Raw genomic sequence first — 18,614 nt, forward strand, 5'->3', positions numbered from 1 at the left:
CAGGCGAAATGTCTCTTCGACGTATCATGGTCACCGCGGTGCGCAACTTGCACCCGGTGACACTCTCACCGTCCCCCCGCATCAACATCCTTTACGGCGCCAACGGCAGCGGCAAAACCAGCGTGCTGGAGGCCGTGCACCTGCTCGGGCTGGCGCGCTCGTTCCGCAGCACCCGCCTGAACCCGGTTATCCAGTACGAACAACCGGCCTGTACCGTGTTCGGCGAAGTGCAATTGGCCGAGGGTGGCAGCAGTAACCTGGGTGTATCCCGGGAGCGGCAGGGGGAGTTCACTATTCGCATCGATGGGCAGAATGCGCGGAGTGCGGCGCAACTGGCTGAATTGCTACCGCTTCAGCTCATCAATCCGGACAGTTTCCGCTTGTTGGAAGGCGCTCCGAAAATACGCCGCCAGTTCCTGGATTGGGGGGTGTTCCACGTGGAACCTCGTTTTCTGCCAGCCTGGCAACGGCTGCAGAAGGCACTGCGGCAGCGGAACTCATGGTTGCGGCATGGTACACTTGACCCAGCTTCGCAAGCCGCCTGGGACCGGGAATTGTGCCTGGCCAGTGCGGAAATAGATGAATACCGTCGCAACTACATCAAGGCCTTGAAGCCCGTCTTCGAGCGAACCCTGAGCGAACTGGTCGAGCTGGACGGGTTGACCCTTAGCTACTACCGAGGCTGGGACAAGGACCGGGAACTGCAAGAAGTACTCGCTTCCTCTCTCCTTCGCGATCAGCAGATGGGCCACACCCAGGCCGGTCCGCAGCGTGCTGATCTGCGTCTTCGTCTGGCTGCCAACAATGCAGCCGACATCCTGTCGCGTGGTCAGCAAAAGCTGGTGGTGTGCGCATTGCGCATTGCCCAAGGCCACCTCGTTAGTCAGGCTCGCCGCGGTCACTGTATTTATCTCGTGGATGACTTGCCGTCCGAACTGGACGACCAGCATCGCCGCGCGCTGTGTCGCTTGCTTGAAGAATTACGCTGCCAGGTGTTCATCACCTGTGTAGATCACGAATTACTGAGGGAAGGCTGGCAGACGGAAACGCCAGTTGCTTTGTTCCACGTGGAACAAGGCCGTATCACCCAGACCCACGACCATCGGGAGTGAATGCATGAGCGAAAATCAAACGTACGACTCCTCCAGCATCAAGGTGCTGAAAGGTTTGGATGCCGTGCGCAAGCGCCCCGGCATGTACATTGGCGACACCGATGATGGTAGCGGCCTGCACCACATGGTCTTCGAGGTGGTCGACAACTCGATCGACGAAGCCCTCGCCGGTCACTGCGATGACATCACCGTCATCATCCACCCGGACGAATCCATCAGTGTGCGCGACAACGGTCGCGGCATTCCGGTCGACGTGCATAAAGAAGAAGGCGTTTCCGCAGCCGAGGTCATCATGACCGTGCTGCACGCTGGCGGTAAGTTCGACGACAACTCCTACAAGGTATCCGGCGGTCTGCACGGCGTAGGTGTTTCTGTAGTGAACGCCCTGTCCGAGAAACTGGTACTGACCGTTCGCCGTAGCGGAAAAATCTGGGAACAGACCTACGTTCACGGTGTTCCACAGGCGCCGATGGCGGTTGTCGGTGACAGCGAAACCACCGGTACCCACATCCACTTCAAGCCTTCGGCTGAAACCTTCAAGAACATTCACTTCAGCTGGGACATCCTGGCCAAGCGTATCCGCGAGCTGTCGTTCCTCAACTCGGGCGTTGGCATCCTGCTGAAGGATGAACGTAGCGGTAAGGAAGAGTTCTTCAAGTACGAAGGCGGCCTGCGTGCGTTCGTTGAATACCTGAACACCAACAAGACCCCGGTCAACTCCCAGGTATTCCACTTCAACGTCCAGCGTGACGATGGCGTGGGTGTTGAAGTCGCCCTGCAGTGGAACGACAGCTTCAACGAAAACCTGTTGTGCTTCACCAACAACATTCCGCAGCGTGATGGCGGTACTCACCTGGTGGGCTTCCGTTCCTCGCTGACCCGTAGCCTGAACAGCTACATCGAACAGGAAGGCCTGGCCAAGAAGAACAAGGTGGCGACCACTGGCGACGACGCCCGTGAAGGCCTGACCGCGATCATCTCGGTGAAGGTGCCGGACCCTAAGTTCAGCTCGCAGACCAAGGACAAGCTGGTCTCCTCGGAGGTGAAAACCGCCGTGGAACAGGAGATGAACAAGTACTTCGCCGACTTCCTGTTGGAAAACCCCAACGAGGCCAAGGCCGTCGTTGGCAAGATGATCGATGCTGCCCGTGCCCGTGAAGCGGCACGTAAAGCCCGTGAAATGACTCGCCGTAAAGGCGCGCTGGATATTGCCGGCCTGCCAGGCAAACTGGCGGACTGCCAGGAAAAGGACCCTGCCCTTTCCGAACTGTACCTGGTGGAGGGTGACTCCGCGGGTGGCTCGGCGAAGCAAGGCCGCAACCGTCGTACCCAGGCGATCCTGCCGTTGAAGGGTAAAATCCTCAACGTCGAGAAAGCGCGCTTCGACAAGATGATCTCGTCCCAGGAAGTGGGCACGCTGATCACTGCACTGGGCTGCGGTATTGGCCGCGAAGAGTACAACATCGACAAGCTGCGTTATCACAACATCATCATCATGACCGATGCTGACGTTGACGGCTCGCACATCCGTACCCTGCTGCTGACCTTCTTCTTCCGTCAGCTGCCGGAGCTGGTCGAGCGCGGCTACATCTACATTGCCCAGCCACCGCTGTACAAGGTGAAGAAAGGCAAGCAGGAGCAGTACATCAAGGACGACGAGGCCATGGAAGAGTACATGACCCAGTCGGCCCTGGAAGATGCCAGCCTGCATCTGGACGAGTCGGCACCAGCGGTTTCCGGTGTGCAGTTGGAAGCACTGGTGAATGAATTCCGTAGTGTCATGAAGACACTCAAGCGTCTGTCTCGCTTGTACCCGGAAGAGCTGACCGAGCACTTCATCTACCTGCCGGAGGTCAGCCTGGAACAGCTGGGTGACCACGCTGTGATGCAAGCCTGGCTGGCCCAGTTCCAGGAACGTCTGAACAACAGCCAGAAGTCCGGCCTGGTTTACAAAGCCAGCCTGCGCGAAGACAAAGAGCGCAACGTATGGTTGCCAGAAGTGGAAGTTACCTCCCACGGCCTGGCCAGCTACGTCACCTTCAACCGTGACTTCTTTGGCAGTAATGACTACCGTACCGTAGTCAACATTGGTGCCAAGCTGTCCAGCTTGTTGGGTGAAGGTGCTTACGTGCAGCGCGGTGAGCGCCGCAAGGCAATTGTCGAGTTCAAGGAAGGCCTGGATTGGCTGATGAACGAAACCACCAAGCGCCACACCATCCAGCGATACAAAGGGCTGGGCGAGATGAACCCTGAGCAGCTGTGGGAAACCACCATGGACCCAACCGTCCGCCGTATGCTCAAGGTCACCATCGAGGATGCGATCGCAGCCGACCAGATCTTCAACACCCTGATGGGTGATGCGGTCGAGCCGCGTCGTGACTTCATCGAAAGCAACGCGCTGTCGGTATCGAACCTGGACTTCTGATCCGGTGTAGATCGCCAGGCACTAAAAAGCCCGCGGAAGCGGGCTTTTTAGTGCCTGTAGAAATCAGTAACCGCTGAGGACGTTCACGATCACACCACTGGCAATAGCCACCAGCACATAGTCCCCGTTCACATACAACCAACGGTGATCACGCGGTGGCGCATACAGGTGGCGTGCTTTCCAGTCGGTCACCCAGTAACGGTCGCCACGGTAATGCGGGTCAACCACATGGCCACGCTGCCACTGCTGATGCGGAACCGGCATGCCCTGTTGTGGGCGGAAGTTCGGGTCGCGGTAGGCGGGACCGCGGCCATTGTCATGTCGGCCTTGGTACTGTGGCTGACCATGCGGTGGGTTGCCCTGGTGCGATGGGCCGCCATCATGCCGGTCAGGTGGGCCTGGCTGCGCGAAACTGGCCAAGGGGGCGCTGAGCATGAGCGCGGCGCAGATCACGGTCAGGGTTTTCTTCATTTTGCGGTCCTCTGCATGTTGACGCCTGGCGGGAGCTGACTGGCTGCCAGGTTCGGTTAACTGATCAGACCACAATCATTCCCGCTTAATGTCAGGACAGAGGTAAAGGTCCGGTAAAGGTCCGTGAAGCGCCATCACTATGGGAGCGGGTATTGCGCCGTATTCGGGGCCTGTACAGTACCTGTGGGAGCTGGCTTGCCGGCGATACGGCCAGCACAGCCAACGCGTCAATTCAGGCCAAGCTCCTTCAACCGGCGATACAGCGTGCGCTCGCTCAGGCCAAGGTGACGGGCCAGTTCACTGCGCGAGCCCTTGAACTGTTCCAGTGCCTGCGCCAGCTCACCCAGGTGATTGCGCCGGCCACCTGTCTTGATCGCCCCCGCTGGGCCGATATCCTCCGGCAAATGCTCGGGCCGGATCAGCCCGTCATCGGCAAACAAGCGCGCCCTTTCCAGAATGTTGCGCAGTTCGCGAATGTTGCCCGGGAATGGATGCAGCCCAAGCTGCTGCAAAGCTTCGTCGCTCAGCCTGGGCGTCGGTTTGCCAGCCATGCGCTGCAGCAGGCTCTGGGCGAGCAAGGGCAGGTCTTCTACCCGTTCGCGCAACGCCGGCAGACGGATCGGGAAGCCGCTGATGCGGTAGTACAGGTCTTCGCGGAAGCTGCCGTCCGCGACCATTTGCCTGAGCGGCTTATGGGTTGCCGACACCAGGCGAAAATCCGAATGCACCGTGCGCAGGCTACCCACCGGGCGGAAACTGCCGGACTCGATCAGGCGCAGCAGCTTCACCTGCATCGCCAGCGGTACTTCGCCAATTTCATCGAGGAACAGGGTGCCGCCATGCGCCGCTTCAGCCAGGCCGATCTTGCGCTGGTTGGCGCCAGTGAACGCGCCCTTCTCGTAGCCGAACAACTCGCTCTCGAACAACGACTCGGTCAGGCCGGTACAGTCGACCACCACCAATGGGCCGTTGGCCCTGGGGCTGCCCATGTGCACCGCACGGGCGAACAGTTCCTTGCCGGTACCCGACTCACCCTGCAGCAATACCGGGATCTGCGCCGGCGCCGCACGTTGCAGGCTGGCCAGGGCCGCCTTGAACGCTGGCGCCCGGCCGACCAGGCCTTGTTCCTGAGGCTGCGCCGACGCGAGGGTGATGCTGGTCAGGCGTTCGACAAAGGCCACCACCCTGCCCTGTTCATCCAGGATCGGCCGCAGCTCGACATCCACATGCTCGGGGCCGCGTGGCGTGTGATGAATGTGCAACACCCGCTCCGGAACCTTGCTTTGCCACGCCTTGCGCATCGGGCAATGCTCGCCGGCCTGGTCGCAAGGCACGGCGTAGTGGTGCGAGACCTTGTGGCATTTCTCGCCCAGCGGCGCCTGCTCATGGCGACCGAACTGGCGGCGATAGGCAGCGTTGGCCGCCAGGATGTTGTAGTCGGTATCCAGCACGATGGTTGGCAGGGCATCGTGCTCAAGATAGGAAACCAAAGCTAGGATGAGGGGATGGGCTTCAGGCATGACGGCACCGATTGGATGACCGGCGCAGGGTAACAAGGACTGCCAAACACTGCCATTGGCTGACAGTCGACTGCCATCTGCGCTGCCACTGTCGTCGGCGATTGTCAGCAACGGGCCGGTTTCATTGGCCCAAGCGCAGGAAAATGCCTGGCATGCATCTTGATAAACCTCCTGGCACTGCCTACGCCTGTACAAGGCTGGGCGGATAAATTGGAGAACGCGATGATCATCGGCAACAACCTGCACGTGGACGCCTTTTTCGACAAGGCGACCTCGACCATCAGCTACCTGGTCATGGACGGCGAAACGCGCAAGTGTGCGTTGATCGACAGTGTCCTGGACTATGACCCCAAGTCGGGGTGTACCTGCACTGCTTCTGCGGACCAGTTGATTGACCGGGTGAAGGAGTTGGGAGCTGACGTGCAGTGGGTGCTGGAAACCCATGTGCATGCCGACCACCTTTCGGCGGCGGCCTATTTGAAGGAAAAGCTTGGCGGCCATACCGCCATCGGCGCACACATCACCCAGGTACAGAAAGTCTTCGGTGCCCTGTTCAACGCCGAGCCTGGCTTCGCCCGCGATGGCAGCCAGTTCGATGTGTTGTTCGAGGACGAGGAAGGTTTCCGCATTGGCAACCTGCATGCCCGCGCGTTGCACACCCCGGGGCACACGCCTGCGTGCATGAGCTTCATGATCGAGGACGCCGGCGAGACTGCGGTGTTCGTCGGCGACACCTTGTTCATGCCCGACTACGGTACCGCCCGTTGCGACTTCCCTGGGGCCGATGCCCGCACCCTGTACCGCTCGATCCGTCGCCTGCTGGCCTTCCCCGACCAGACCCGGCTGTTCATGTGCCACGACTACCTGCCAGGTGGCCGTGACATGCAGTACGTCACCACCGTGGCCGAGCAGCGCGCCAACAATATTCATATCCACCAGGGCATCGATGAGGACAGCTTCGTCGCCATGCGTGAAGCCCGCGACAAGACCCTCGACATGCCCGTGCTGATCCTGCCTTCGGTGCAGGTGAACATGCGCAGCGGCCAGTTCCCCGCGCCGGAAGATAACGGTGTGAGCTACCTGAAGATTCCGCTGAACAAGCTGTGACTGCCCTGCCCCATAACCAGATTTACAGGATTTACCGCCATGCCTGCCTTGTTGTCCCCTGCCAATACCGACCACCACAAAGTGGTCATCGTCGGTGCCGGCGCTGCCGGAATCGCCACCGCTTCCAGCCTGATCAGCCGTGACCCGTCGCTGGATGTGACCTTGATCGACCCCGCCGAAGTGCATTACTACCAGCCCGGCTGGACCATGGTCGGTGCCGGTGTGTTCAAGGCGCCAAGCACTGCCCGCACCATGGCCTCGACCATTCCGCGCGGCGTGCGCTGGATAAAGGCACGCGTGCAGGGGTTCGACCCGCTGGGCCAACTGGTCCTCCTCGAAGGCGGCCGCGCCATCAGTTATGAACAGTTGGTGGTCTGCCCCGGCCTCAAGCTGGATTGGGCGGCCATTGATGGCCTCAGCGAGACCTTGGGCCGCAACGGCGTCACCTCCAACTACCGCTACGACCTGGCGCCCTACACCTGGGAACTGGTGCAGAAGCTCAAGCAAGGCCGAGCCCTGTTTTGCCAGCCGCCCATGCCGATCAAGTGCGCAGGCGCGCCGCAGAAGGCGCTGTACCTGTCTTGCGACCACTGGCTGCGGCACGGTCACCTGGGGGCTGTGAAAGCCAGCTTCTTCAATGCCGGCGCAGTGTTGTTCGGAGTGGCGGACTATGTGCCTGCACTTATGAAGTACATCGACAAGTACGCCGTGGACCTCAATTTTTCCCACCGCCTGGTCGCCGTGGACGGCCCGAACAAGCGCGCCACCTTCGTGCGCACCTTGGCCGATGGCAGCAGCGAAACCCGTATCGAGGCCTTCGACATGCTGCACGTGGTACCGCCACAGGTGGCACCGGACTTCATTCGTGAAAGCCCGTTGGCCGACAGCGCCGGCTGGGTGGATGTCGACCCGCACACCCTGCGCCATCGCCACTTCACCAATGTCCATGCCCTTGGTGACGTGACCAACACCAGCAATGCCAAGACCGCCGCCGCTGCGCGCAAGCAGGCTCCGGTCGTGGCCAACAACGTGCTGGTGGCCCTGGGCAGGTTGCCTACCCTGGCCCAGTACGATGGTTATGGCTCGTGCCCGCTCACCGTCGAGCGCGGCAAGATCGTCCTGGCCGAGTTCACCTATGGCGGCAAGCTGGCTCCAAGCTTCCCCAACTGGTTGCTGGATGGCCGCAAGCCGACACGTCTGGCCTGGTTGCTCAAGGCGCAGGTGCTGCCACCCTTGTACTGGAAAGGCATGCTCAAGGGCCGCGAGTGGCTGGCACGGCCACAGCCGTTGGTAGCCGAGGGCCGGCGGTGATCGAACATCAAATACTGGGAGCGGGCTTGGGCGCGATCATCGGTGCCGTGCTGGCGTTGACCGGTGCCGGCGGTGGCATTCTCGCAGTGCCTTTGCTGGTGTTCGGCCTGGGGCTGTCGATGGTCGAGGCGGCACCGGTCGGCCTGCTGGCCGTAGGCATGGCGGCAGCGGTGGGTGCTGTGCTGGGCTTGCGGCAGGGCCTGGTGCGCTATCGGGCGGCGTTGTTCATCGCATTGATCGGTGTGGCAGCGGCGCCGTTTGGGCTGATGCTGGCGCACCGCCTGCCGAACACGCCACTGCAGTTGGTGTTCGCCGGGGTGTTGGTGTATGCCTGCCTGCGCATCTGGCGCAAGGCGGCCAAGGAGCTGCGCGGCGAAGCCAATGATGCCCATCGCTACATCGAACCCTGCGTGCTGAACCCGCTGCAGGGCCGTTTGCGCTGGACCCTGCCCTGCGCGCGCGCCTTGGCCTTCACCGGCGTATTGTCCGGGCTGCTGTCCGGCCTGCTGGGCGTGGGCGGTGGCTTTGTCATCATCCCGGCCCTCAACCGCTACACCAACCTGCGCATGGCCAGCATCGTCTCCACCTCGCTGGCGGTGATCGCGCTGGTGTCCACCGCCAGTGTGGTCAGCGCCAGCCTGGCAGGGGTCATGCACTGGCAGGTTGGCGCCCCGTTCGCCGTCGGTGCGGTGCTCGGCCTGCTGCTGGCGCGGCCATTGGCGGCCAGGCTGGCCGGGCCGCGCTTGCAGCAGATGTTTGCCGTGGCCGGTTGGGCTGCGGCCCTACTGCTGGCCGGCAAGGCGCTACTGGGCTAGCAGCTCGCTCTGTTCTGCCGCGCACAGCGCCAGCAGGTAGTCCCAAACTACCCGCAGGCGCACCGACTTGTGCAGTTCGCGGCGGGTACAGATCCAGTAGCTGCGCTGGATGGTTTCGCCAGGCAGCACGCGCACTAGTGTCGGGTCGTGGCGGGCCATGTAGTTGGGCAGTACGGCGATGCCCAACCCGGCGCGGGCGGCGGTTTGCTGGGCGATCACGCTGGTGCTGCGAAACACCACGTTGGGGGCCCGGCAGAAGCTGTTGAGAAACAGCAGTTCCTGGCTGAACAGCAAGTCGTCGACGTAGCCGATCCAGCTGTGCCGGGCCAGGTCCTCGCGGTTGCGCAGCGGGGGCGCGCGATCCAGGTAGTCCTGGCTGGCGTACAGGGCCAGGCGATAGTCGGTGAGCTTGCGGGTGATCAGCAGGTCGGCGTTGGGCCGTTCCAGGTGGATGCTGATCTCCGCCTCGCGGTTGAGGATGCTGACGAAGCGCGGCACCGCCACCAGCTCCACTTCCAGGCCGGGGTAGCGGTCGAACAGCGCATTCATGCGCGGGGTGAAGAACATGATGCCGATGCCTTCGGTCACCCCCAGGCGAATCTTGCCCAGCGGCGTGATGGCCTGGGTGATTTCTTCCTGCGCCAGCAGGGCGACGTTTTCCATGGCTTCGGCGTGCTTGAGCAGGGCCTGGCCCGAGGGGGTCAGTTCATAGCCCTGGGCATGCTGCACGAACAGCGCAGTACCCAGGCTTTGCTCGATGCTCTCGATGTGCCGGGCCACGGTGCTGTGGGTGGTGTTGAGGCGCTTGGCGGCGGTAAGCAGGCGGCCGCTGCGCTGCAACTCGAGGAAAAACCGCAGATCGTTCCAGTCGAACATGCTGATCCTTTTTGGCAGTTCGTTCCGGCCTCTTCGCGGGCACGCCCGCTCCCACAGGGATCGCGTTACCTTGTGGGAGCGGGCGTGCCCGCGAAGAGGCCAGTACAGACTTACCACTGTGCTAAAACGCACAGCGGCTGCGCGAAATCTCGTGTTTCCTCCACGAAATTACTCACTAAGATGGATCGGGACAAGAATAATAATCAGGCCCGAGGTTGCACATGCCATCAGCCGATTCTGTCTTCGACTACGTGGTCGTAGGGGCCGGTCCCGCCGGTTGCCTGTTGGCCAATCGTTTGTCCGCCGACCCTTCCTGCCGAGTGCTGCTGCTGGAAGCGGGTGGGCGCGACAACTATCCCTGGATCCATATCCCCGTCGGTTACCTCTATTGCATCGGCAACCCGCGCACCGACTGGTGCTTCAAGACCGAGGCGCAGCCCGGCCTGGGCGGTCGTGCGCTGGGCTATCCACGCGGCAAGGTGCTGGGTGGCTGCTCCTCGATCAATGGCATGATCTACATGCGCGGCCAGGCCGCCGACTACGACCGTTGGGCCGAGCAAGGCAACGACGGCTGGGCCTGGAAGGACGTACTGCCGCTGTTCAAGGCCAGTGAAAGCCATTTTGCCGGCGCCAGCGAGCACCACGGTGGTGATGGCGAATGGCGGGTCGAGCGCCAGCGCTACAGCTGGCCGATCCTCGATGCCTTCCGTGATGCCGCCGAGCAAAGCGGCATCGGCAAGGTCGATGACTTCAATACCGGCGACAACCAGGGCTGTGGATATTTCCAGGTCAACCAGCGCAGCGGTGTGCGCTGGAACGCTTCCAAAGCTTTCCTGCGGCCGATCAAGGACCGCCCCAACCTCACCGTGCTGACCGGCGTTCAGGTTGACCAGGTGCTGCTCAACAACACCCGTGCACGGGCGGTAAAGGCGTTCTGGCAGGGTGCCTGGCACGAGTTTGCGGCACGTCGCGAGATCATCCTCTGTGCGGGTGCTGTGGGCTCTCCCGGTATCCTGCAGCGCTCCGGCATCGGCCCGCGGCAGTTACTGGAAAGCCTGGGCATTGGCGTGCGTCACGACATGCCCGGTGTTGGCGGCAACCTGCAGGATCACCTGCAACTGCGCCTGATCTACCAGATCCGCAATACCCGTACCCTGAACCAGATGGCCAACAGCCTGTGGGGCAAGATGGGCATGGGCCTGCGCTACCTCTATGACCGCAGTGGCCCGCTGGCCATGGCGCCGAGCCAACTGGGTGCGTTCGTGCGTTCGAGCCCGGAGCAGGCCACCGCCAACCTGCAGTACCACGTGCAGCCGCTGTCACTTGAGCGCTTTGGCGAGCCACTGCACAGGTTCCCGGCCTTTACCGCCTCGGTGTGCAACCTGCGCCCGGCCAGCCGCGGGCGTATCGATATCCGCAGCAGCGACATGAACAGCACACAGCTGATCGACCCCAACTACCTCAGCGACCCCCAGGACCTGCGCGTCGCCGCCGATTCCATTCGCCTTACCCGGCGTATCGTCCAGGCCCCTGCCCTCGCTGCGTTCGACCCAAAGGAATACCTGCCGGGCCCAGCCCTGCAAACCGAAGAAGAGCTGTTCGAAGCCGCCGGCAAGATCGGCACCACCATCTTCCACCCGGTAGGCACCTGCCGCATGGGCAATGGCGAACTGGACGTTGTGGATAACCAGTTGCGCGTACACGGCATCCCTGGCCTGCGCGTGGCGGACGCCTCGATCATGCCGCAGATCACCTCCGGCAATACTTGTTCACCCACCCTGATGATCGCCGAGAAGGCGGCGCAACTGATCCTCAGAGGAGCTGCCACCCAGACCTATCTGAACGAAGACGCGATACCGACGCCCTGACCCCGGGTGCGTGCAGTATCGGCAGCTGGCGGTCAGAAGCTGCCGACAGTGGAACAACAAGAATAATCACTGTGGCCTGCGGGCCGAGGACAGCAACGATGTCGGATTACATCCAAGAGCAGGGTGCGGCGGCCAGCAGCTCCAGCCGTCGTGAAGAACGCAAGATCATTTTCGCGTCATCCCTCGGGACTGTTTTCGAGTGGTATGACTTTTTTCTCTATGGTGCGCTGGCAGCGGTCATCAGCAAGCAGTTCTTCGCTGGCGTGAACGACACCACCGCCTTCATCTTCGCCCTCATGGCCTTTGCCGCCGGCTTCCTGGTGCGGCCATTCGGCGCGCTGGTGTTCGGCCGCCTGGGCGACATGATCGGGCGCAAGTACACCTTCCTGGTCACCATCGTGCTGATGGGCCTGTCCACCTTCGCGGTGGGGTTGTTGCCCACCTACGCCAGCATCGGCATCGCGGCACCGATCATCCTGGTGGTCTTGCGCATGCTGCAGGGGCTGGCGCTGGGTGGTGAATACGGCGGCGCGGCCACCTATGTGGCCGAGCATGCACCGCCCGGCAAGCGCGGTTTCCACACGGGTTTCATCCAGTCCACCGCCACCCTTGGCCTGTTGTTGTCGCTGGTGGTGGTGCTGGGCAGCCGCTATATCAGTGGCGACCAGTTCGAAACCTGGGGCTGGCGCCTGCCGTTCCTGCTGTCGATCGTGCTGCTGGCGATTTCCACCTGGATCCGCATGAGCATGCACGAGTCGCCGGCCTTCGTGAAAATGAAGGCCCAGGGCAAGGTCAGCAAGTCGCCGATCCGTGAGTCGTTCACCTCCTGGCCGAACCTTAAAGTGGTGCTCACCGCCCTTTTCAGCATCAACGCCGGGCAGGCTGTGACCTTCTACACGGCGCAGTTCTACGTGCTGTTCTTCATGACCCAGATGCTGAAGATGGACCCGGCCCAGGCCAACACCCTGCTGATCATCAGCGTGGTCATTGGTGCGCCGTTCTTCGTGTTCTTCGGCTGGTTGTCCGACCGTATTGGCCGCAAGCCGATCCTGATGCTCGGCCTGCTCCTGGCCACGGTGCTGTACTTCCCGCTGTTCAAGGCGCTGAGCCATTACGCCAACCCACAGATCGACGCGGCCAGCCGCCAGGCGCCGATCGTTGTCACTGCCGACCCGCAAGGCTGCACCTTCCAGTTCGACCCGGTGGGCAAGGCGCGATTCGACAGCCCGTGCGACAAGGTCAAGACCTTCCTGGTCAAGCAAGGCCTACCGTACAGCTCTGTGGATGTGGCCGGCAGCGATGTGGTGGTCAACATCGGTGACAAGACTATCAACGGCTTTGACGAAGCAGCCATGCGTGCTGCGGTGGAACAGGCCGGCTACCCGGCCAAGGCCGACCCTGGGCAGGTCAACCAGGTGATGGTGGTGGTACTGATCGTGGCGATGATCCTGATCGCGACCATGACCTATGGCCCGCTGGCGGCGGTGATGGTCGAGCTGTTCCCGACCCGCATCCGCTACACCTCCATGTCGCTGCCCTACCACATTGGCAACGGCTGGTTCGGTGGCTTCCTGCCAACGGTGTCGTTCGCACTGGTGGTGTATACCGGGGATATCTTCTACGGGCTGTGGTACCCGGTGCTGGTGACCGGGGTCAGCCTGGTGGTGGGGATCTTCTGCCTGAAAGAAACCAAGGATGTGGATATCGACAAGATCTGACGCAGCTCAAGGCCTGCACCAAATGCTCAGGCGTTGAAGCGCTTGTTGTGGGAGCGGCCTTGTGTCGCGATTGGGCTGCGCAGCGGCCCCAGGATTTCAGCTGTGATGCATGAATTGCTGGGGCCGCCTTGCGGCCCTTTCGCGACGCAAGGCCGCTCCCACAGTCTTCTCCCACAGATGGTGCAACCCTGCTACCGAGCCCATAAAAAAACCGGCTGTAAAAGCCGGTTTTCTTATGCCCCGAAAAAACTTATGCACGATTTTCAGAAAAATGTCATACACGGAAATAAACAGCTAATTCAAACACTTAGCTATCACTTCAGGCTTTTAATCCAAAAACAGTTCACAAGTTATCCACAGATGGTCAGGCCATCTGTTCCTGGGGTTTTTCCTCTGCTGGCGGCAGCGAACCCATGGCCCGCTGGGTCGCTTCGTTCCACGCCGCGGCGCGGTCGTTGAGCTCGGCGATGGCCCGTGGCCCGGTGCCGTTGGCGTACATCGGTTCGCCAATCACCACCTCGATGGTGCCAGCGCGCTTGCCCCAACCGGTCTTCGGCCAGAACTTGCCGGCGTTATGGGCAATCGGCAGCACCGGCAGCCCGGCATTCACTGCCAGCGCGGTACCGCCACGGGAGAACTTGCCCATGGTGCCGAATGGCACGCGGGTGCCTTCCGGGAAGATCAGCACCCAGGTCTTCTGCTTGAGCAGCTCGTCACCCTTGCTGGCTACCTGGCGCAGGGCTTCCTTGGGGTTATCGCGGTTGATCGCGATCGGCCGCAGCATGGCCATGGCCCAACCGAAGAACGGCACGTACAGCAACTCGCGCTTGAGCACCTGGCTCAGCGGCGAGAAATACTGGGAAAGGAAGAAGGTTTCCCAGGTGCTCTGGTGGTTGGACAGGATCACGCAAGGCTCATCAGGCACGTTCTCGGCGCCAGTGATCTTGTAGTCGATACCCAGGATGGTGCGCACCAGGAACAACGCGCAACGGCACCAGTACACGTTGATGAACTTGTAGCGCTTGGGGAACGACAGGAACGGCGCGACGAAGAAGCTCAGCGAGCACCACAGCAGCGAACTGGTGCCCAGCAGCAGGTAAAAAAGAAAGATTCTGATCGCCTGCAGGATCGACATAGTGGCTTGTACCATTGCGGGGCATGCCCGCCTGAGAAAAATGCGCCCGAAGGCGCACTATTTAAATTAGTTCTCTGGCGATAGCTGCCAGATCGTCGAAAATCAGTGTAGTTTCCGGGACGCCTTTTTCCAGGGTCCGCTCGCCCTTGCCGGTTTTCACCAGCACGGGTTGTGCACCGACGGCCAGGGCGGCCTCCAGGTCACCTTTGCTGTCGCCAACGAACCAGACGCCTTCCAGGCCGACCTGGTAATGCTCGGCGATCGCCCGCAGCATGCCAGGCTTGGGCTTGCGGCAATCGCAGCCTTCGTCCGGCCCGTGCGGGCAATACACGATGTGACCCACCTCGCCACCCTGCTCGGCCACAAGCGCGCGCAGGCGCGCGTGCATGGCCTCGAGGGTTGCCAGCGCATAGTAGCCACGGGCAATGCCGGACTGGTTGGTGGCCACGGCCACCGTCCAGCCCGCCTTGCTCAACTGCGCGATCGCTTCGACCGAGCCAGGGATCGGCACCCACTCGTCCAGCGTCTTGATGTAGGCGTCGGAGTCGTAGTTGATGACTCCGTCACGGTCGAGAATCAGCAGTTTCAAGGCTTACCCCAGCAGCGAAATGTCGGCCACGCCCAGGAACAGGCCGCGCAGGCGGCTGAGCAGGGCATAACGGTTGGCGCGTACCTTGGCATCCTCGGCGTTGACCATCACCGCCTCGAAGAAGGCGTCGACCGGGTCACGCAGGGCCGCCAGGCGGGCCAGCGATTCGCTGTACTGGCGTGCAGCAGCCATCGGTTGCACGGCCTGGTCGGCCTGCTGGATGGCCGAGTACAGGGAGAACTCGTTGGCGTTGTCGAAGTACTTCGGCTCGACGTGATCGGCGATGGCGCCTTCGGCCTTGCTCAGTAGGTTCGACACGCGCTTGTTCACCGCGGCCAGGGCCTCGGCTTCCGGCAGTTTGCGGAAGGCTTGTACGGCTTGCACGCGCTGGTCGAAGTCCAGGGCAGAACCTGGCTGCAGGGCACGTACCGACAGGTAGGTGGCCACGTCGATGCCTTCGTCTTCGTAACGCGCACGCAGGCGGTCGAAGATGAACTCCAGCACCTGTTCGGCCAGGCCGGCGGCCTTGACCTTGGTGCCGAACTGCTTGACCGCGAACTCGACCGCACCGGTCAGGTCCAGGTCCAGCTGTTTCTCGATCAGGATACGCAGCACGCCCAGGGCGGCACGGCGCAGGGCGTACGGGTCCTTGCTGCCGGTAGGCAGCATGCCGATGCCGAAGATGCCGACCAAGGTGTCGAGCTTGTCGGCGATGGCCACGGCAGCACCGGTGAGGGTCTGCGGCAGCTCGGCGCCAGCACCGCGCGGCATGTACTGCTCGTTCAGGGCCAGGGCCACATCTTCCGGCTCACCGTCGTTGAGCGCGTAGTAGTAACCGGCCACACCCTGCATTTCAGGGAACTCGCCGACCATCTCGGTGGCCAGGTCGCACTTCGACAGCAGGCCGGCACGGCCGGCGCGCTGGGCGTCGCCGCCGATCAGCGGGGCGATGAAGGCGGCCAGCCTGGAAACGCGCTCGGCCTTGTCGTACACGGTACCCAGCTGAGCCTGGAACACCACGTTCTTCAGGCGCTCGTTGAAGGTTTCCAGCGGCTGCTTCTTGTCCTGCTTGAAGAAGAACTCGGCATCGGTCAGGCGTGGGCGCACGACCTTCTCGTTGCCTTGCACGATCTGCTTCGGGTCGCGGCTCTCGACGTTGGCCACGGTGATGAAGCGCGGCAGCAGCTTGCCTTCGCTGTCCAGCAGGCAGAAGTACTTCTGGTTGTCCTGCATGGTGGTGATCAGGGCTTCCTGTGGCACTTCGAGGAAACGCTCCTCGAACGAGCACACCAGCGGCACTGGCCACTCGACCAGGGCGGTCACTTCGTCCAGCAGTGCCGGCGGCACGATGGCGCTGCCTTCCTGCTGCATGGCCAGTTCGGCGGTACGCTTGCTGATCAGCTCGCGGCGCTCGGCGAAGTCGGCCAGCACGTAGGCTTTGCGCAGGTCTTCGACGTAGTTGGCCGGGGTGGTGATGACCACGTTTTCCGGGTGGTGGAAGCGGTGGCCACGGGATTCACGGCCGGCCTTCTGCGACAGGATGGTGCAGTCGACCACCTGGTCGCCCAGCAGCATCACCAGCCATTGGGTCGGGCGCACGAACTCTTCACGGCTGGCCGCCCAGCGCATGCGCTTGGGGATCGGCAGGTCGTTGAGCGAATCTTCGACGATGGTCGGCAGCAGGCCAGCGGTGGCCTTGCCCGGGATGTGCTGGGAGAAACGCAGCTTGGCGCCGGTCTGGTCGATTTCCGACAGATCCACACCGCATTTCTTGGCAAAGCCCAAGGCAGCCTGGGTCGGCTCGCCGTCTTTGAAAGCAGCCTGCAGGGGCGGGCCATCGATATTGATGCTGCGGTCAGGCTGCTGCACGTCCAGCTGGCGGATCAGCACGGCCAGGCGACGCGGCGCGGCGTAAACCTGCTTGCCGGTGTAGTTCAGGCCAGCGGCCTGCAGGCCTTTCTCGATACCAGCCAGGAAGGCTTCGCCGAGGCTGGCGAGGGCCTTCGGTGGCAGCTCTTCGGTGCCCAGTTCTACCAGGAAATCTTGAGCACTCATTGTGCAGCCTCCAGCTTAGCCAACACTTCGTCACGCAGTTCAGGGGTGGCCATCGGGAAGCCCAGGCGTGCGCGGGCTTGCAGATAGCTTTGCGCCACGTCCCGGGCCAGGGTACGTACACGCAGGATGTAGCGCTGGCGCTCGGTTACCGAGATGGCACGGCGGGCGTCCAGCAGGTTGAAGGTGTGCGAGGCCTTCAGCACCATTTCATAGGTCGGCAGCGGCAGGTCCAGCTTGATCAGGCGGTTGGCTTCGCTTTCGTAGAAGTCGAACAGCTCGAACAGCTTCTCGACGTTGGCGTGCTCGAAGTTGTAGGTCGACTGCTCCACCTCGTTCTGGTGGAACACGTCGCCGTAGGTGACCTTGCCGAACGGGCCGTCGGCCCACACCAGGTCGTACACCGAGTCGACGCCCTGGATGTACATGGCCAGGCGCTCCAGGCCGTAGGTGATTTCACCGGTGACCGGGTAGCACTCGATACCGCCTACCTGCTGGAAGTAGGTGAACTGGGTGACTTCCATGCCGTTGAGCCAGATTTCCCAGCCCAGGCCCCAGGCGCCGAGGGTCGGCGATTCCCAGTTGTCTTCGACGAAGCGAATGTCGTGGACCAGCGGGTCCAGGCCGATGGCTTTCAGCGAGCCGAGGTACAGCTCCTGGAAGTTGGCCGGGTTGGGCTTCAGTACCACCTGGAACTGGTAGTAGTGCTGCAGGCGGTTGGGGTTTTCGCCATACCGCCCGTCGGCAGGGCGACGGCTAGGCTGCACATAGGCGGCGTTCCAGGTTTCTGGACCCACGGCGCGCAGGAATGTAGCGGTGTGGAAAGTGCCGGCGCCTACTTCCATATCGTAGGGCTGAAGCACCACACAACCTTGCTCGGCCCAGTAGTTCTGCAGGGCGAGGATCAGGTCTTGGAAGGTACGCACGGCTGGCGTAGGCTGGCTCACGAAATTCACCTGTATCTGGGGATGCGGATGTAAAGAGCGGGAGTATAACCTGATTCGCCTCGCCCTCTACTCATTGGAGCCTTATGCCACGCTGCTTTTGGTGTACCGACGATCCGTTGTACCAGGCCTACCATGACCAGGAATGGGGAACGCCCCAGCGTGACCCGGCGTTGCTGTTCGAGATGCTTTTGCTCGAAGGGTTCCAGGCAGGGCTTTCGTGGATCACCGTTTTGCGTAAGCGCGAGCGTTATCGCGAGGTGATGCACGGCTTCGATCCGGTGAAACTCGCCGTCATGAGCGACGAACGCATCGAGGAGCTGATGCAGGATGCCGGCATCATCCGCAACCGCCTCAAGCTCAAGGCTGCCAGGCGCAATGCCCAGGCCTGGCTGGCTGTGGACAACCCCGCCGACTGGCTCTGGTCATTCGTTGGTGGTGCGCCGAAGATCAATCACTTCACGGGCCGCAGCGAGGTGCCAGCGGTTACCGATGAAGCCAAGGCGATGAGCAAAGCCCTGCAGAAAGCCGGCTTCACGTTCGTTGGCCCGACCATCTGCTATGCCTTCATGCAGGCCACCGGCATGGTCATGGACCACACCACCGATTGCGATCGCTACGCCGCCTTGTTGCGCTGAGGGGTTACAATGCGCGCCTTGCTGAAATAAGGA

Annotated in this window: 15 protein-coding genes; 8 read left to right on the top strand and 7 right to left on the bottom strand. The window is 62.1% G+C overall.

Annotation, left to right across the window (positions count from 1 at the left end; translation table 11 throughout):
• Positions 1 to 8: 8 nt before the first annotated feature.
• Positions 9 to 1,112: a DNA replication/repair protein RecF gene (gene recF / locus CAG44_RS02650; protein ID WP_003260018.1), complete on the top strand. Its 1,104-nt coding sequence runs from the start codon at positions 9 to 11 to the stop codon at positions 1,110 to 1,112.
• Between the two features lie 4 nt (positions 1,113 to 1,116).
• Positions 1,117 to 3,537 carry a DNA topoisomerase (ATP-hydrolyzing) subunit B gene (gyrB, locus tag CAG44_RS02655; protein WP_013970249.1) on the top strand — a complete coding sequence of 807 codons (2,421 nt, stop codon included), beginning with the start codon at positions 1,117 to 1,119 and terminating at the stop codon, positions 3,535 to 3,537.
• A 63-nt stretch (positions 3,538 to 3,600) separates the two neighbouring features.
• On the opposite strand, the gene CAG44_RS02660 is transcribed toward gyrB, so the two are convergent.
• Both CAG44_RS02660 and CAG44_RS02665 read right to left on the bottom strand, forming a co-directional pair.
• Positions 3,601 to 4,008: an RcnB family protein gene (locus CAG44_RS02660; protein WP_015268427.1), complete on the bottom strand. Its 408-nt coding sequence runs from the start codon at positions 4,006 to 4,008 to the stop codon at positions 3,601 to 3,603.
• A gap of 227 nt (positions 4,009 to 4,235) precedes the next feature.
• Positions 4,236 to 5,528, bottom strand: a complete 1,293-nt coding sequence (locus tag CAG44_RS02665) for a sigma-54-dependent Fis family transcriptional regulator (RefSeq protein WP_085691536.1) — start codon at positions 5,526 to 5,528, stop codon at positions 4,236 to 4,238.
• Between the two features lie 222 nt (positions 5,529 to 5,750).
• On the opposite strand from CAG44_RS02665, the gene CAG44_RS02670 reads away from it, so the two are divergent.
• From CAG44_RS02670 to CAG44_RS02680, 3 genes are read left to right on the top strand one after another with little or no spacing between them, the layout of a single operon-like run.
• A complete protein-coding gene (locus CAG44_RS02670) occupies positions 5,751 to 6,635 on the top strand; it encodes an MBL fold metallo-hydrolase (RefSeq protein ID WP_085691537.1) in 885 nt (294 codons plus the stop codon).
• Positions 6,636 to 6,674: 39 nt separating this feature from the next.
• On the top strand, positions 6,675 to 7,946 hold the full coding sequence (locus CAG44_RS02675) for an FAD/NAD(P)-binding oxidoreductase (RefSeq protein ID WP_085691538.1): 1,272 nt from the start codon (positions 6,675 to 6,677) through the stop codon (positions 7,944 to 7,946).
• Positions 7,943 to 8,761 carry a sulfite exporter TauE/SafE family protein gene (locus tag CAG44_RS02680; RefSeq protein WP_085691539.1) on the top strand — a complete coding sequence of 273 codons (819 nt, stop codon included), beginning with the start codon at positions 7,943 to 7,945 and terminating at the stop codon, positions 8,759 to 8,761. The genes CAG44_RS02675 and CAG44_RS02680 overlap by 4 nt, the downstream gene beginning before the upstream one ends.
• Here CAG44_RS02680 and CAG44_RS02685 read toward each other — a convergent pair.
• Complete coding sequence (locus tag CAG44_RS02685; RefSeq protein ID WP_013970255.1) at positions 8,750 to 9,637, bottom strand: LysR family transcriptional regulator; 888 nt, start codon at positions 9,635 to 9,637, stop codon at positions 8,750 to 8,752. The two genes, CAG44_RS02680 and CAG44_RS02685, sit on opposite strands and share 12 nt — an antisense overlap.
• Before the next feature lie 221 nt (positions 9,638 to 9,858).
• On the opposite strand from CAG44_RS02685, the gene CAG44_RS02690 reads away from it, so the two are divergent.
• Positions 9,859 to 11,505, top strand: coding sequence for a GMC family oxidoreductase (locus CAG44_RS02690; protein WP_085691540.1), 1,647 nt, complete (start codon positions 9,859 to 9,861; stop codon positions 11,503 to 11,505).
• A 98-nt stretch (positions 11,506 to 11,603) separates the two neighbouring features.
• Complete coding sequence (locus CAG44_RS02695; RefSeq protein WP_025337178.1) at positions 11,604 to 13,223, top strand: MFS transporter; 1,620 nt, start codon at positions 11,604 to 11,606, stop codon at positions 13,221 to 13,223.
• 364 nt (positions 13,224 to 13,587) lie between these two features.
• Here the strand turns inward: CAG44_RS02695 and CAG44_RS02700 are convergent, their stop codons facing one another.
• From CAG44_RS02700 to glyQ, 4 genes are read right to left on the bottom strand one after another with little or no spacing between them, the layout of a single operon-like run.
• Complete coding sequence (locus CAG44_RS02700; protein ID WP_025337179.1) at positions 13,588 to 14,373, bottom strand: 1-acyl-sn-glycerol-3-phosphate acyltransferase; 786 nt, start codon at positions 14,371 to 14,373, stop codon at positions 13,588 to 13,590.
• A gap of 46 nt (positions 14,374 to 14,419) precedes the next feature.
• Positions 14,420 to 14,947, bottom strand: a complete 528-nt coding sequence (gene gmhB / locus CAG44_RS02705; RefSeq protein ID WP_025337180.1) for a D-glycero-beta-D-manno-heptose 1,7-bisphosphate 7-phosphatase — start codon at positions 14,945 to 14,947, stop codon at positions 14,420 to 14,422.
• A 3-nt stretch (positions 14,948 to 14,950) separates the two neighbouring features.
• Positions 14,951 to 17,002: a glycine--tRNA ligase subunit beta gene (glyS, locus tag CAG44_RS02710; RefSeq protein WP_085588885.1), complete on the bottom strand. Its 2,052-nt coding sequence runs from the start codon at positions 17,000 to 17,002 to the stop codon at positions 14,951 to 14,953.
• Entirely contained in the window at positions 16,999 to 17,946 is a 948-nt protein-coding gene (gene glyQ, locus CAG44_RS02715) for a glycine--tRNA ligase subunit alpha (protein ID WP_025337182.1), read from the bottom strand. The genes glyS and glyQ overlap by 4 nt, the downstream gene beginning before the upstream one ends.
• A gap of 83 nt (positions 17,947 to 18,029) precedes the next feature.
• On the opposite strand from glyQ, the gene CAG44_RS02720 reads away from it, so the two are divergent.
• The gene (locus CAG44_RS02720) at positions 18,030 to 18,581 is read left to right on the top strand and encodes a DNA-3-methyladenine glycosylase I (RefSeq protein ID WP_003260004.1); all 552 of its coding nucleotides are present in this window, start codon (positions 18,030 to 18,032) and stop codon (positions 18,579 to 18,581) included.
• Positions 18,582 to 18,614: the final 33 nt, after the last annotated feature.

The sequence above is a fragment of the Pseudomonas sp. B13(2017) genome, assembly GCF_002113245.1.
Taxonomy (GTDB): Bacteria; Pseudomonadota; Gammaproteobacteria; order Pseudomonadales; family Pseudomonadaceae; genus Aquipseudomonas; species Aquipseudomonas putida_Z.

Excerpts from the sequence above, each read along its gene's own strand:
- CAG44_RS02660 (WP_015268427.1), bottom strand. The coding sequence starts at position 4,008 with ATGAAGAAAACCCTGACCGTGATCTGCGCCGCGCTCATGCTCAGCGCC.
- CAG44_RS02670 (WP_085691537.1), top strand. The coding sequence starts at position 5,751 with ATGATCATCGGCAACAACCTGCACGTGGACGCCTTTTTCGACAAGGCG.
- gyrB (WP_013970249.1), top strand. The coding sequence starts at position 1,117 with ATGAGCGAAAATCAAACGTACGACTCCTCCAGCATCAAGGTGCTGAAA.
- recF (WP_003260018.1), top strand. The coding sequence starts at position 9 with ATGTCTCTTCGACGTATCATGGTCACCGCGGTGCGCAACTTGCACCCG.
- CAG44_RS02685 (WP_013970255.1), bottom strand. The coding sequence starts at position 9,637 with ATGTTCGACTGGAACGATCTGCGGTTTTTCCTCGAGTTGCAGCGCAGC.
- glyS (WP_085588885.1), bottom strand. The coding sequence starts at position 17,002 with ATGAGTGCTCAAGATTTCCTGGTAGAACTGGGCACCGAAGAGCTGCCA.
- CAG44_RS02700 (WP_025337179.1), bottom strand. The coding sequence starts at position 14,373 with ATGGTACAAGCCACTATGTCGATCCTGCAGGCGATCAGAATCTTTCTT.
- CAG44_RS02665 (WP_085691536.1), bottom strand. The coding sequence starts at position 5,528 with ATGCCTGAAGCCCATCCCCTCATCCTAGCTTTGGTTTCCTATCTTGAG.
- CAG44_RS02675 (WP_085691538.1), top strand. The coding sequence starts at position 6,675 with ATGCCTGCCTTGTTGTCCCCTGCCAATACCGACCACCACAAAGTGGTC.
- CAG44_RS02720 (WP_003260004.1), top strand. The coding sequence starts at position 18,030 with ATGCCACGCTGCTTTTGGTGTACCGACGATCCGTTGTACCAGGCCTAC.
- CAG44_RS02690 (WP_085691540.1), top strand. The coding sequence starts at position 9,859 with ATGCCATCAGCCGATTCTGTCTTCGACTACGTGGTCGTAGGGGCCGGT.
- CAG44_RS02695 (WP_025337178.1), top strand. The coding sequence starts at position 11,604 with ATGTCGGATTACATCCAAGAGCAGGGTGCGGCGGCCAGCAGCTCCAGC.